A 13,496-nucleotide genomic window follows, 5' to 3' on the forward strand; every position below is an offset into this window, starting at 1 on the left:
ATCAACCCCAGTGAAATATGCCATCTACGTCGGCATTTCACGGGGTGATGATTTTTATATTCGCTTCACTCATTAAAAATCAATCATGTCCTTTGCAAAAACTTTTAGCGCACAGACCGTCGGTTTGGGTGCAGAAATTATTGATGTAGAAGTTGATTTATCAAAAGGTTTACACTCCTTCTCTATTGTGGGCCTCGGAGATAAAGCAGTAGAAGAGTCACGTGATAGAGTTTCGGCTTCTATTAAAAATTGCGGTTACAAATCTCCTAAAAATAAGAATCAGAAAGTTGTTGTTTCACTAGCTCCAGCAGATGTTCGCAAAGAAGGTCCGGCTTTTGACGTAGCCATATCACTTGCATACCTTTTGGCGGATGGGGAGATCAAATTTGATTCAAAGAAGAAACTTTTTCTTGGCGAGCTTTCTCTTGATGGCAAACTTAGGAAAATAAATGGCGTTTTGCCGATTGTGGCAGAGGCAAAAAGGCGAGGTTTTGAGGAGGTCTTTTTGCCAAAAGAGAATACAAAAGAAGCAGCGCTAGTCTCTGATATAAATATTTATGGTGCAGAAAATCTGGGGCAGATAATCGGCCACTTGGATGAAGGCGATGCTCCAAGAAAAGGGAAGTCAAGAGAAATTGACCCAGAGACTTTTGAAGCAGAAGATGAATTTATTTCGCAGAAAATAAATCCAGAACCGCAGACAGAGATTCTCGTAGAAGAAGACGAAGCTATAATAGATTTTAGTGAAATCAAAGGTCAGGAAACTGCCAAAAGAGGGCTTGAAATAGCCGCCGCTGGCGGACACAATATCGCTATGTATGGGCCACCGGGGACAGGCAAGACAATGCTTGCAAAAGCATTTAGTCATATTCTTCCACCACTTTCTTTCGATGAAATACTGGAGATAACAGCCATACATTCTGTGTCTGGAAATCTGAAAAAAGATATTATTTCGAAACCTCCCGTCCGCGCACCACATCATACCTCTTCTTATGTTTCACTTGTCGGTGGAGGCACAGTGCCAAAGCCTGGGGAGGTGACACTTGCTCATGGCGGAGTGCTTTTCTTGGATGAATTTCCAGAATTTGATAGGAAAGTTATTGAAGCACTCCGTGAACCACTTGAAGAAGGGGAGATCACTATCTCTCGTGCCCGAGGTTCACATGCTTTCCCTGCCAATTTTATTCTCATCGCCGCCATGAATCCGTGCCCTTGTGGAAACTTTGGCTCAAAGACAAAAGAGTGTATTTGTAAGCCGACAGATTTGCTTCGATATCAGAGGAAAATCTCTGGGCCGATAGTGGACAGAATAGATATGTGGGTGGAAGTCTCGCAGATAAATTATGAAAAGCTCGGTGAGAAAGAAAATATTAAAAAAGAGACGGCCGATATAAAAAAGAGGGTGACAAAAGCGAGAGAAATCCAAAAAGAGAGATTTACTGCTGGAAAGAGAAAAATTCGCACAAATAGCGAAATGGAAGCCAAAGATATTTTGAAACTTGCCGACTTGGAAGACAAAGCTAAAGGTATTTTAATTTCTTCCGCAAGAAAGCTAGATCTTTCTGCTCGTGCATATCACAGGGTTATAAAACTCGCGAGAACCATTGCTGATCTTGAAGGGAGTGAAAGTATAAAGACAAATCATATCTTGGAGGCGTTGCAGTATAGGCCGAAGAGGAATCAATAAGAACTCCCTCGCATCACCACTTTTCTGTGCGGAGAATTTCCCAGCGGAAATTCTCCTAATCCTCGGCGGTTTCCGTCGTGGTATACTTTTGTTTCAAGACATACTTTCAACAAAATTACACCACGCCGTACCGGCAAACTCGCCTGCGGACACAGAAAAGTGGTGATACTCGGTCGTAGACTTGCAGATACTGAGAAGTGTTCTGATTTTACTTGGGGTTCTCGGCAATGATGAAAAATGGTGATATTCGCTCGCTTACAGAATTTGGAGGTCTCTCCTCTCTGGTAATTTTGCCTGCCCCGTAGTGAGCTTGCTCTACTACTTGGGGAGGTGAGACCTCCGAATTGCCACCCCTAACAAAAATATTTTCAATGCAAATCCTCGCTCGCTTATGGAGGGGCAAATCCCTTGACGCACTGTCATAATATGATATGCTTTTATATAGATTTATAGCTCCTTGAAAGATAGTGAGATTAGATTTTTGTGACCAAAATATTGGTTATAAAAATCTAATCTCATTAAAAAAGAGACAAGACGCTAACGTCAGAGCGAAATCTGGCATAACGCAGAAGAAAGAAAGGATGGCTCCGATGTCAACAAAAACATTGGCTCCGTCAGTAGTGACCGATCGGGATCCGAAGGGTATGAAGTTCATGGCGATCTGTGCTGCGGCCTACAACAGGGCGGGCCTTAGCCAAGAAGAAGCCCAGCGTGTAAATGAAACACCCGGTCTATCAGGCTTGGTGGATCGCTATATCGCGGAGAATCGTGTCCCGAACGAGTTCAAGGGAGAAGAAGTGCCGTCGAAATACGGCTACCTCTCGGGTTACAAGAAGCCAGACGAAGTGTATATTCAGTGCAAGTTACTTCATGTGTTTTTCCCAGATCTGGGTTCAGCTCCGGCTGGAACAGAAGACTCGCGAATCGTCCATCAGTTTGGTCTCGGCAATATTGCCGGTATACCTCTCGCTGAAGGATGGTTTGCCATTCCGAATTGGATGAAGAATCCGCAAATCTTTGGCAAAACCTATGCCGAAGCCGTGCAGAAGGTGCTCGACATGATCAAGGAAGCTCGCGGGCGGTTGTACAACTACCGCGAAGGTTCGATCGATGAAGCGCATCTGCGCCAGTCGGCTCGATCCCTCGAGGCATGGAAGAATATCGCCGAAGAGCAAGGCAATCCGGATATTCTGATTGTCGCCGGCCAGTTTGGTCTGCGTCATCGGGGACGTTCGGTTCGTCGGGCGCTCGCAGTCATGCCGAAGCAAGGCGAGTTCGGTTTTGGAGCCTTCGCTGTCGGTTGCATGTTTTTGGTGCATCCGAATCGCCTGCAGAATTACGACGATCTCTGGATCGATTGCAGTGGCGACGAGTGGAGTCCGGATGGCGATGGTAAGTTCTCGCTCGCGCCCTACTTCGGCTTCCGCGACGACGGGGTGGAGTTCGACGCGTGTGGTGTCAGCAATGCGGGCGGCTACTGCGGTTCCGCCTCTGGGTTCTTCCCGCAAAGCTGAAACTTGTCTCTTGAATTCCTTTCGCTGTAAGGTGAAAGAAAGCTACGAGGGCTATTTACATTTCCAGTGTAGGTAGCCTTTTATTTTATATTTATCAAGGCTTCTATAATTTTCTCTTTATTCCCCTTAAAATCCTTTTTATCCCCCCTTGTCGTCTTTGGATCAGGAATCACCCAGATGTGCGCGTGGGGGACTTCTTCACCGACGATTTGGCAACGGACCATATCAATATTGAAAACTTTTTTCTGTGCCAGAGCGATTTTCCTCACAACTTCAAAATATTCTCCGATATTTGGGGACACTTGTCTGCCTGCGGGCAGATCCCAAACCCATCTATAATGCTCCTTCGGTATTACAAGGGCGTGGCCAGGAGAAAGCGGTCTTATATCCATAAAAGCCAGAAAGCCGGCATCTTCATAGACTTTTTCCGCCGGTATTTCTCCAGCCACTATTTTACAAAAAATGCAATTTGGGTCTTTCATTTCATTAGTATTTTAATATTTCCTTAGCTTCCTCTCTCATAAACTCTTCTATTAGTATAGGCTTATGTTCTGATTTTTCAATAATATCCTTTGCTGGGATTATAATCATTTGTTTCCACTTTTCGTTTCTATCATCTTGGCTTGCTGCGTAAACCACACCTCTCATCCTAGCCCAGCAAATTGCCGACATACACATCGGGCAAGGTTCATAAGTAGAATATATCCAACAATCACTAAGCCTATTAGTACCCAGTTTTTTACAAGCCTTTCTTATCGCTACAATTTCAGAATGTCCTGTTGCATCATGTGAATCAGAGTATATTGTTCCACCTGTCTTTATAATTATCTTTTCTCCCTCGGTAATTATTACTCCGACAGTAGAATTTTTTAGGCCGAAATCTATCGCCTCTTGCATTATTTTTTTATCTGGATGATTCATACCGAAAATTATAACATTTTTCTGTTATTCCCGTGTAGGCGGGAATCAAGTATAATGAAACTATGAAGAATTCTTCGGTAAGAGAGGAAATAGAGGAGAAATATAGTAAAAATCTGGCGGAATATCCGGAGCTTTTGCGCAAGTTGCTTTTTTATAGAGGTATAAAGACGGCCGAGGAAGCTAGGGAATTTTTGAACCCCGACTTTTCTGGGAATCATAATCCATTTTTGATGAAAGATATGGACAAAGCAGTGGAGAGAGTTTTTTCCGCCATCGAGAAAAAAGAAAAAATAGTGATTTATAGCGATTATGATGCAGACGGTATCCCTGGAGCAGTGGTTTTACACGATTTATTCAAAAAAATATCGGATAATCTCTCCGCCCAAGGCGGACCAACTTTCAGTTGGAAAAGTTATATTCCTCACAGAGTGCTTGAAGGTTTTGGTTTAAATGATGAAGCTGTGGACCAATTTGCGAAAGAAAAAGTTGATTTGATAATTACAATAGATTGCGGTATTGCTGATATTGAAGAAGCGAAGAAAATAAAAAAGCTTGGAATAGGTTTGATAATTACAGATCATCATTTGCCGAAGGAAGAGCTTCCTGAAGCGGTGGCAGTGCTTGACCCGAAGCGTGCAGATTGTAAATATCCAGACAAAAATATTTGCGGGGCAGGCGTTATTTTTAAATTTGTGCAGGCATTTTTGCAAAAATACGGTGAGAGATATGGTGTTAAGCTCGGCTGGGAGAAATGGCTTCTCGATATGGTGGGTATTGCGACAGTTTCAGATATGGTGCCACTTGTGGGAGAAAATCGTCTTTTTGCATATTATGGTTTGAAAGTTTTGAGAAAATCGCCGAGGCCGGGAATTCAAAAACTTCTCTCTATTTTGAAAATCGATCAGAAAAATATCACCGAGGACGATATCGGCTTTATGATTTCTCCTCGTATCAATGCCGCATCAAGGATGGGTGAGCCAGAAGATGCTTTTATCTTACTTTCAACAAAAGATGAAGTGGAAGCAGACAAGATGGCACGGCATTTGGATAAGATAAATAGCGAGAGGAAGGGAATCGTGGCGCAAATGGTAAAAGAAATCAGGAAACATTGGAATGAAAAAGATCCGGAGAAGAAACGCCGTGTGCTTGTCGCCGGAAATCCGGATTGGAAGCCGTCGCTCCTCGGGCTTGTGGCGAATTCGCTTTTAGACGATCATAACGGGCCAGTTTTTCTTTGGGGTAGGGAGGAGGGTAGGACTTTGAAGGGCTCTTGCAGGTCGGACGGATGCGTGGATATAGTAGAGATGATGAAAGATACCGCGCACCTTTTTGATGAATACGGCGGGCATTCGGCGTCGGGCGGATTTTCTGTCGCATTTGAGAAAATAGATTTGCTTGCGGACGGTCTCGAGCTTGCTTATGAAAAACTAAGTATAAAAAGTGATTCTCTAAAAGAAATAATCGCCGATCTCGTGCTTGATATTGATAATGTCAATTATGATTTGGAAAAAGAATTAGCGAGACTCGCACCTTTTGGTATGAATAATACAAAACCGATTTTTGCATTTCAAAAAGTGGAAATATTTGGTGTAAGAATTTTCGGGAAAAATAATGAGCATTTGGAATTACTTTTTAAAAATAAAAAAGGTGGCAAGGTATCGGCGATTGGCTTTTTTACAAAGCCAGAAGACTTTGGCACCAAAATAGCTGTCGGTGAAAAAGTAGATTTACTCGCAAATATAGAAAAAAGCACTTTCCGTGGTAGGGCAGAGATACGGCTTAGGATTGTAGATATTTTCTAATTTACGGCTAATATACTAAGTTCATTTCACTATTGACTTTTATACGCAAGTCTGCTATCCTTTTAGGACACAAAATACAACATAGTGTTGCGTTTTAAATTTAGGGAAGGCGGTGTTCTTTGAAAGAAATCATTGGGATAGCTGGAGGTATCATCTCTGGTGCAAATCTTGTCTTTTTTGCTTGGCAGATCTTGGTCAAGAAAGTGGAAGCGCCAAGCATAGCAAGTTGGGTTCTCTGGACCGTGCTTGATGTGATGTTGCTCATCACGACCGTTATCTCTGGTAAGCCTATGTGGTTACCGTTGAGTTACACGATTGGGGCGACTGCAGTCACCGCATTATGTCTCGTGCGTGGCAAATGGTCATGGTCTTACAAGGAGACTGTGTGTGCTGTGGCTACGGTTATCGCGGCATATTTCTGGCAAACTCAGGGTGCATCTGTTGGGGTACTTGCTGGAGTTGTCGCCATGACGGTTGCTGGCACACCTCTCTACATAGATATGATCCGAGAACCAATTCGTGGTACATTCTATGTCTGGGCTGTAACGGCTCTGGCGTGTGTGCTGACGTTGTTGGCCTCTGATTGGAGTTTCATTGGTACGATACTTGCATGGGGTGGCCTGGTATTTAATGGCTCACTAGCGCTTATAGTGTTACGAGGAAAATGAGATCAAATAGCGACAAATCCTATGGAGGGTTTGTCGCTATTATTTTTATTCTGCTTGCGAATTTTGAAAAATTAAGTTAGATTATTGAAGTCAGGGAAGAGTGGCTGAGTGGTTTAAAGCACCGGTCTTGAAAACCGGAGGGCTCGCAAGGGTCCCGTGAGTTCGAATCTCACCTCTTCCGCATTAACAAAAAATGCCGATAATAAATATCGGTATTTTTTGTTAACTATGCGAAAGCTTGCCGAGATTCGAACGGCGGAGCACACGGAGCGAAGCGGAGTCTGTCGCGAGCACGCGACAGGCACGAGCCGGTGCCCAACCCGAATCCGAGCGACGGCGAGGATGAGAGGTGCGGGCGAATCTCACCTCTTCCGCATTAACAAAAAATGCCGATATTTATTATCGGTGTTTTTTGTTTTGTTAAATATTCTGAGTTTGTTTTTTCTCTTTTATATAAAGATATGCGAGATATACTATCTCTGCGATACCTATTGTGTTTAGAAAAGCCAAAATGATAAAAATCACGAGATGATCATTTTTGGATGCCTTCCACAAAGCGATAAGTTTCCAAATGATGGACCAAATTATTATTAAGACTATCCACGGGTGCGCTGTAAAATATGCCGACAGCGCTGCGTTTAATTGTGTATCCATAATGTAGAATTATATCACTTTTTTAAAAAATAGTGTAGAATGATTTCATGAAATATTTAGGAATTGATTATGGAGAGAAAAGGGTAGGGATAGCCATATCTGACAATGATGGAAAGGTAGCCTTTCCCAAGATTGTCTTTGAGAATAACACTGACCTTTTTAAAAGAATATCTGAATTTTGTATAGAAAACAAAGTGGAGGCTATCGTCGTGGGAGAATCGAAAAATTACAAAGGTGAAGAAAACAAAATAAATCCCAAGATAATTTCTTTCAAGAGAGAACTATCTGGTCTTATTAAACTACCAATTTCACTTGAACCAGAATTTATGTCTTCGATGCAGGTAGAGAAAACTTTTGGTAAGACAGAAATGCTCGATGCTTCTGCCGCTTCGATAATTTTGCAGACATTCTTAGATAAAGAAAAAAATAGACAGGAGAAAAAAAAGCAAGCCGAGGCGACAATTGCCGACAAAAAAATAACTTATGACGATTTCAAAAAAGTCGAGATGAAAATAGGGAAAATACTTTCTGTCGAGCCGGTTGCCGGTTCTGATAAGCTTTTGAAACTCTCTGTCGATTTCGCAGAAGGCACACCAAGGCAGATTCTTTCTGGGATCGCCAAGTATTTTTCTGATTATCAGACACTTGTCGGAAAGAAAGTCGCTTTCGTCACCAACCTTGAGTCTAGGGAAATGATGGGACTTCAGAGTAACGGTATGATTCTTGCTGCACATACTGGTGATAGTCTCGCTATCATGGAAGTTCCGGATTTTATAAAAGAGGGGACAGAACTAAGTTAAAATGATACAAGACATTTTTAATATTATTGATCCAATCACGATAATAAAAGCTCTCGGACTCATTGGGGTTCTATCTATTGTATTTGCCGAGTCCGGGCTTTTTTTCGGTTTCTTTTTTCCTGGCGATTCTCTTCTCTTCACCGCTGGACTCTTTGCTTCGCAAGGTTTCCTAAACATTTATATACTTTTATTCGGATCTTTTCTTATGGCAATTCTCGGCGATAGTTTTGGATACTGGTTTGGTAAAAAAGTTGGTCCAAAAATTTTTACAAAAGAAGATTCCATTTTCTTCCATAAGAAACACGTTGAAAGGGCACAAATATTTTATGCAAAATATGGCAATAAAACAATAATATTAGCCAGATTTATGCCGATTATTCGTACCTTTGCACCAATATTGGCTGGTGTCGGCCTCATGAAATATAGGAATTTTATCACTTATAATATAGTGGGTGGATTTTTGTGGTCATTTCTTATGGTTTTGGGTGGTTTCATACTAGGAAATGTTGTACCGAACGTAGATAGATATATTTTACCGATAGTATCTTTGATAATAATTATTTCAATAATTCCAATTTTTGTTGAAGCGTACAAGTCGTCTAGAAAGCTAAAGTAGTACATTTCCATTTTTTCTTAAAAAAGATATAATTATACAAGCTTTTATGAAGTTTGATTTTTTAAAAAGAATTTGTTGCCCTCCGGAATACCTTGCAATGTCATCTGCTGGTATTGAGATTGGGAATAAATTTATAAGATTTGTAGAATTTGGAAACGAAGGAGGTAGAACAATCCTTTCCAATTTTGGCGAGGTCTCTCTTGGGCAGGATACTGTTAAGGACGGACAGATTTTAAATAGGGACGCGTTAGTTCAGGCATTGAAAGTGGTTAAAGAAAAGATTTCTAGCGATTTTGTTAGGGTCTCTATACCGGAAGAGGGGACTTATATCTTTAATACAGTGATACCTAGGCTTAATAAAAACGAGATAAGGTCAGCACTAGAATTTAAGCTTGAAGAAAATGTTCCGTTGAAAGTAGATGAGGCTGTCTTTGAGTATGAAATCGTAAATGGTAAAGAAGACGGTAATGATGATATGTTTTTGGGTGTTTCTGTGATTTCAAGACAGATGATAAACAACTATCTTGAGGTATTCGAGCTAGCCGATTTAAAGATAGTGTCTTTTGAACTTGAGTCGAAAATGGCTGCAAAAGCAATCGTTCCAAGTAATTATAATGTCACAGTATTAGTGGTTGATATTAAACGAGATTCTACTATTTTATCTGTTGTTATTGGTGGAAGAGTTCGCTTCTCATCTGTTGTCTCTGTGGGTGAGTCCAGTATGATTAGCTGTCTAAAGAGAATAAATAAAGATAATTCAGTTTCAGATAAAATACCACTTTCGTTTCTAGATTTAAATGATAATCTTGGCGTTGAAGCATTTGATTCTCTTTTAAATATATACTCTATACTTAAGGATGAAATAGAGAAATTCAATACATACTGGTTAACTCAAACAGCAAATACAGAGACCTCTAGGTCTGATAAACCTCGTAAAATAGTTTTCTGCGGCAGAAGCGCTGCCTTGCCAGGATTTCTAAATCATATTAGTCAAAGTCTTGGAATAGAGACTATTCTAGCTAATGTCTGGGTAAATGCTATAGACACAGATAAATTTCTGCCAACACTCGGATTTGTCGATTCACTAGATTATGCTACTGCAATAGGTCTCGCCATGCCTTGTAAAGAATAATTTATGACAAAATTTTTACCAGGACAATTAAAGGATGAAGTTAAGAAAGAATATCTATCTAGATTATTTATAGTCTTTTTGTTTTTGCTTCTAGTCGTAATGATTATTTCAATTTGTTTCTTATTACCATCAAGCTTTCTATCTAAGGTCAGAGGCTCGGTTGTAGATCAACAGCTTTCTAGTATAAAGACTGTAACCATTAAAGGAGACTCTTCTTTTGCAGAGGATATTAAAAAGATTAATGAGACGATCAGCGCCTTATCTCTTAGTATAGATAATAAAGACCAGCTCAATTCTTTATTGAAGAAAATGCTTGCTGTTAAGAATGGTGATATAAGAATCTCCGCAATATCTCTTTCGATTGATCCAAATAGGATGAAGGTACTCTCTGTTAGGGGTATTTCTGCTGCGAGGGATAGTTTGATAATGTTTGTAAAGGACATTAAAAGCCTTGGGATTTTTAATTCTGTAGATTTTCCTGTTTCTAATCTTATAAAAAATTCCAATGTTGATTTTACAATCGGTTTAATATTAAATAAATAAGATGATATTATCAGAGACGAAGAATAAACTCATAATGATTTTAATAGCCGATATTATTGCTGTCTCTATTTTTGTATTTATTTTATGGGATATTAATTCCATTAATAATAAGTTTACTCTAAAGGCATTTGAGATAAAATCTGAAGCTGATAAACAAGATACTTTTTTCTCTACTAAAAGAGATTGGGGAGAGAATAATGTAAAAATTAACAATCTTGATAGTTACGTGATGTCTTCAGATGGTGTAGCGAACTTTATAGAAAGACTTGGGAGTTTGACACTGAATAATGGTCTAAAGTCAGAAGTAAAATCAATTTCATTCGGCACAGTTTCTGGTAGAAACTATCGAAATATCGAATTGGTTGATATAAAGATAGACGTGATAGGAGAGTGGAGAAATGTGGAATATTTTCTAGAGATCTTAGAGAACTATCCATTAGCAATCGATATAAAGAGTTTTAATATGAGTAAGTTCTCAGATTATGAGAAAAATAATAAAAAAATATCTCAATGGCTCGGAAGCTTTGAATTTACGGTAGTTAAGCTTAAAGAGAAAAAATAGTATGAAAGATTTTAAAGAAAAGATAAAAAGTCTTTGGAGGGAAGAGAAAACATTTACTTCCCTTGATATTTTTAGACCACACAGAGATTGGAAGACGCTTATTGTCCTGTCTTTCCTTGTTCTTATAGCTTTATTAACTTTTGACTATTTGGTTTACAGAGATATAAATAATGAGAAGATGTTTGTAGAGGGGAACAATTTGTCAGGAAGCATAGAAAGATTAAAAACAGAAGATATGGATAAAGTAAATATTTATTTTAATGGTAAAAAAGAAGCGATTTCTAGTTTAGAGAAAAAACCTCTTCTTGACCCGTCACTGTAAAAATGTTAAATTGCCTATTGTCTGGTATTGATTTGCCCTAAAATATCTTTATTACAAAAATATTCGGGCGAACATCTTATCAGAATTAAATGTTTCAGCCGCCATAGTTCAATGGATAGAACAGAGCTCTTCTAAGGCTTTGATGTAGGTTCGATTCCTACTGGCGGCACAAAATGAAAAAGGTGGAAATCAATCCGCCTTTTTCATTTTGTGTCGCCAAGCAAGCAAACTGCTTTGCTTGCGGGTAGGAATCGAACAGCGGAACTATGTTTTTTCAGCAGAAAAAACTAGTGAGCTGGTGCCCAGACTTTTTCGAGCGACGGCGAGAAAAAAGTCGAGGGAGATAAGCGAAGTGGTCCTGCTGGAATCGAAGCCCCATTGAGCGTTTTTTGTAATTTCTGAATGAACAAAAAATCCAATGGGGGGGGTACTGACCCTGTAAGGGTCGATATCCTGCTGGCGGCTTTTTGTAAAATCTCTCTCTTTGTGTTATAAATGTCTGGTTGGGCGATTAGCTCAGTTGGTAGAGCGCTTCATTTACACTGAAGATGTCACAGGTTCGAGTCCTGTATCGCCCACAGGCAAAAAGAGGGCAAATGCGAAAACTTGAAGTATTTGTTCTCTTTTTGGCTAATGATACAGGATTCGAAAGACGGAACACGACGGTGTGAGTCGGGGTCGCAGGATTTTCTAGCAGGAAAATACCTGTGACCGAGTCCTGTATCGCCCACTTTTTTATGAAAAAATCCCCAGAAATAGAAATACTATATGAAGATAAAGACGCATTGGTTATAAACAAACCTGCTGGGCTTATTGTGCATCCCGACGGGCATACAGAAGAACCGACCCTCGTGGACTGGATTTTGAAGAAGTATCCGAGAATGAAAAAAGTTGGCGAACCACTTGTACTTTCGGATGGCACGGAAATCTTCCGCCCAGGGATTGTCCATAGAATAGACCGCGATACTTCTGGTGCACTTATTATTGCCAAGAATCAGAAAGCCTACGAATTCTTGAAAGGTCAATTTAAAGCGAGAAAGGTTCATAAAATCTATCATGCATTTATTTATGGGAATTTAAAAGAAGACAGAGGAATGATAGACCGCCCGATAGGTAGAAGTCCGAACGATTTCAGAAAATGGTCTGCACAGAGAGGGGCAAGAGGTGAACTTCGTCCGGCAACCACATATTTTAGAGTGCTCGCAAGAAAAGACGGCATTACTTTCATTGAAGCAATACCAAAAACCGGTAGAACGCATCAAATCCGCACACATTTTAAAGCTATAAACTATCCTGTGGTGCAAGATCATCTTTATGCCACCAGGAATCTTTTGGATCAAAAGAATCAAGCAGGATTCAAAAGGCTCGCCCTTCATGCCAAAGAGCTTGAGATTAAGATTTCACCGGAGAAGACTATAAATATTAAAGCCCCGTACCCGAGAGATTTCGATAAAGCAGTGAAAGAAATAAATAAAGTTTAGCTTGCTAATTGAGGCTGATTATGTTAAATTACTCATCACTATGGAATTAAAGAATATCAAAGTGGCACCGATAGATGTTGAAGCAAGAAAGAATGTAGACATAAGACCAGGAGATACCGTTCGTGTCTGGCAGAAAATTCAGGAAGGCGAAAAATCAAGACTTCAAGCTTTTGAAGGTGTTGTCCTTGCTAAAAAACACGGCAAAGAAAATGGCGGAACATTTACCGTAAGAAAAGTTATAGACAGTGTTGGAGTAGAGAGAATCTTTCCGTTATACTCACCAATTATAGATGAAATCGAAGTTTTGAAGAGAGCAAAAGTCAGAAGATCAAAACTTTACTTTATCAGAGAAAAAGCCGCAAAAGATATAAGAAAGAGAATGAAGAGCGAACTTTTAGAGGCAAGAAAAGAATCAAATACAGATACTTCCGAAGCCAAGAAAGTAAAAGAAGAAGTAAAAAAGGCAGAAGTGGAAGCAAAAGCAGAAGAGAAGAAATAAAAAAAGAAAAGCCGCGCCCTTCGGGCGCGGCTTTTTATAAGAGATTGAAAATAAGGGTAAATCTGCTATTATGAGAAAGTTCGAAATGCACGGGTGGCGAAACTGGTAGACGCACTACCTTGAGGTGGTAGCGCCCGTAAGGGCGTGGAGGTTCGAGTCCTCTCCCGTGCACAAAATAAGCAAATTTATTTGCTTATGTAATTGGGGACGAGAAAACCGGAGCGATGCCGAGCCAGCAGGCGAGGCCGTGAGGCGGGGTCGAGAGTTTTTGTGAGCGACGGCGAACAAAAAACTT

General features: G+C 40.2%; 16 protein-coding genes and 4 tRNA genes. 16 read left to right on the forward strand and 4 right to left on the reverse strand.

Features of this window, described 5'->3' with window-relative positions:
• The first annotated feature begins 85 nt into the window (after positions 1-85).
• Together WC631_03400 and WC631_03405 are read left to right on the forward strand one after the other, a co-directional pair.
• Positions 86-1,687 (forward strand): YifB family Mg chelatase-like AAA ATPase, encoded by a 1,602-nt coding sequence (locus tag WC631_03400; protein MFA6227492.1) that lies wholly within the window; start codon positions 86-88, stop codon positions 1,685-1,687.
• A gap of 590 nt (positions 1,688-2,277) precedes the next feature.
• Complete coding sequence (locus tag WC631_03405; protein ID MFA6227493.1) at positions 2,278-3,201, forward strand: hypothetical protein; 924 nt, start codon at positions 2,278-2,280, stop codon at positions 3,199-3,201.
• Positions 3,202-3,281: 80 nt separating this feature from the next.
• Here the strand turns inward: WC631_03405 and WC631_03410 are convergent, their stop codons facing one another.
• A complete protein-coding gene (locus WC631_03410; protein MFA6227494.1) occupies positions 3,282-3,683 on the reverse strand; it encodes an HIT domain-containing protein in 402 nt (133 codons plus the stop codon).
• Positions 3,684-3,687: 4 nt separating this feature from the next.
• Positions 3,688-4,122 (reverse strand): nucleoside deaminase, encoded by a 435-nt coding sequence (locus WC631_03415; protein ID MFA6227495.1) that lies wholly within the window; start codon positions 4,120-4,122, stop codon positions 3,688-3,690.
• Positions 4,123-4,184: 62 nt separating this feature from the next.
• Here WC631_03415 and recJ point away from each other — a divergent pair, with 62 nt between their 5' ends.
• On the forward strand, positions 4,185-5,924 hold the full coding sequence (recJ, locus tag WC631_03420) for a single-stranded-DNA-specific exonuclease RecJ (protein ID MFA6227496.1): 1,740 nt from the start codon (positions 4,185-4,187) through the stop codon (positions 5,922-5,924).
• A 100-nt stretch (positions 5,925-6,024) separates the two neighbouring features.
• Here recJ and WC631_03425 read toward each other — a convergent pair whose 3' ends face one another.
• Complete coding sequence (locus WC631_03425) at positions 6,025-6,189, reverse strand: hypothetical protein (GenBank protein ID MFA6227497.1); 165 nt, start codon at positions 6,187-6,189, stop codon at positions 6,025-6,027.
• 82 nt (positions 6,190-6,271) lie between these two features.
• Here WC631_03425 and WC631_03430 point away from each other — a divergent pair, with 82 nt between their 5' ends.
• Positions 6,272-6,592 carry a hypothetical protein gene (locus WC631_03430; protein ID MFA6227498.1) on the forward strand — a complete coding sequence of 107 codons (321 nt, stop codon included), beginning with the start codon at positions 6,272-6,274 and terminating at the stop codon, positions 6,590-6,592.
• A gap of 94 nt (positions 6,593-6,686) precedes the next feature.
• A tRNA-Ser gene (locus WC631_03435) sits at positions 6,687-6,773 on the forward strand.
• 239 nt (positions 6,774-7,012) lie between these two features.
• Here the strand turns inward: WC631_03435 and WC631_03440 are convergent.
• On the reverse strand, positions 7,013-7,246 hold the full coding sequence (locus tag WC631_03440; protein ID MFA6227499.1) for a DUF5652 family protein: 234 nt from the start codon (positions 7,244-7,246) through the stop codon (positions 7,013-7,015).
• 47 nt (positions 7,247-7,293) lie between these two features.
• Here WC631_03440 and ruvX point away from each other — a divergent pair, with 47 nt between their 5' ends.
• The 11 genes from ruvX to WC631_03495 all read left to right on the forward strand — a co-directional run bounded on the left by ruvX (position 7,294) and on the right by WC631_03495 (position 13,372).
• On the forward strand, positions 7,294-8,046 hold the full coding sequence (gene ruvX / locus WC631_03445) for a Holliday junction resolvase RuvX (protein MFA6227500.1): 753 nt from the start codon (positions 7,294-7,296) through the stop codon (positions 8,044-8,046).
• A gap of 1 nt (position 8,047) precedes the next feature.
• Complete coding sequence (locus tag WC631_03450; protein MFA6227501.1) at positions 8,048-8,662, forward strand: DedA family protein; 615 nt, start codon at positions 8,048-8,050, stop codon at positions 8,660-8,662.
• Positions 8,663-8,708: 46 nt separating this feature from the next.
• Positions 8,709-9,794 carry a pilus assembly protein PilM gene (pilM, locus tag WC631_03455; GenBank protein ID MFA6227502.1) on the forward strand — a complete coding sequence of 362 codons (1,086 nt, stop codon included), beginning with the start codon at positions 8,709-8,711 and terminating at the stop codon, positions 9,792-9,794.
• 3 nt (positions 9,795-9,797) lie between these two features.
• Complete coding sequence (locus WC631_03460) at positions 9,798-10,337, forward strand: hypothetical protein (GenBank protein MFA6227503.1); 540 nt, start codon at positions 9,798-9,800, stop codon at positions 10,335-10,337.
• 1 nt (position 10,338) lies between these two features.
• Positions 10,339-10,899, forward strand: coding sequence for a hypothetical protein (locus WC631_03465; GenBank protein MFA6227504.1), 561 nt, complete (start codon positions 10,339-10,341; stop codon positions 10,897-10,899).
• Position 10,900: 1 nt separating this feature from the next.
• The gene (locus WC631_03470) at positions 10,901-11,221 is read left to right on the forward strand and encodes a hypothetical protein (GenBank protein MFA6227505.1); all 321 of its coding nucleotides are present in this window, start codon (positions 10,901-10,903) and stop codon (positions 11,219-11,221) included.
• 97 nt (positions 11,222-11,318) lie between these two features.
• A tRNA-Arg gene (locus tag WC631_03475) sits at positions 11,319-11,390 on the forward strand.
• Positions 11,391-11,726: 336 nt separating this feature from the next.
• Positions 11,727-11,799: transfer RNA gene (locus tag WC631_03480), tRNA-Val, on the forward strand.
• 159 nt (positions 11,800-11,958) lie between these two features.
• Positions 11,959-12,702: an RluA family pseudouridine synthase gene (locus WC631_03485; protein MFA6227506.1), complete on the forward strand. Its 744-nt coding sequence runs from the start codon at positions 11,959-11,961 to the stop codon at positions 12,700-12,702.
• Between the two features lie 40 nt (positions 12,703-12,742).
• Positions 12,743-13,201 (forward strand): 50S ribosomal protein L19, encoded by a 459-nt coding sequence (gene rplS, locus WC631_03490; GenBank protein ID MFA6227507.1) that lies wholly within the window; start codon positions 12,743-12,745, stop codon positions 13,199-13,201.
• A gap of 87 nt (positions 13,202-13,288) precedes the next feature.
• Positions 13,289-13,372: transfer RNA gene (locus WC631_03495), tRNA-Leu, on the forward strand.
• Positions 13,373-13,496 lie beyond the last annotated feature (124 nt).

The sequence above is a fragment of the Candidatus Paceibacterota bacterium genome, assembly GCA_041663045.1.
GTDB lineage: Bacteria > Patescibacteriota > Minisyncoccia > Phycocordibacterales > GWA1-40-21 > Bog-1340.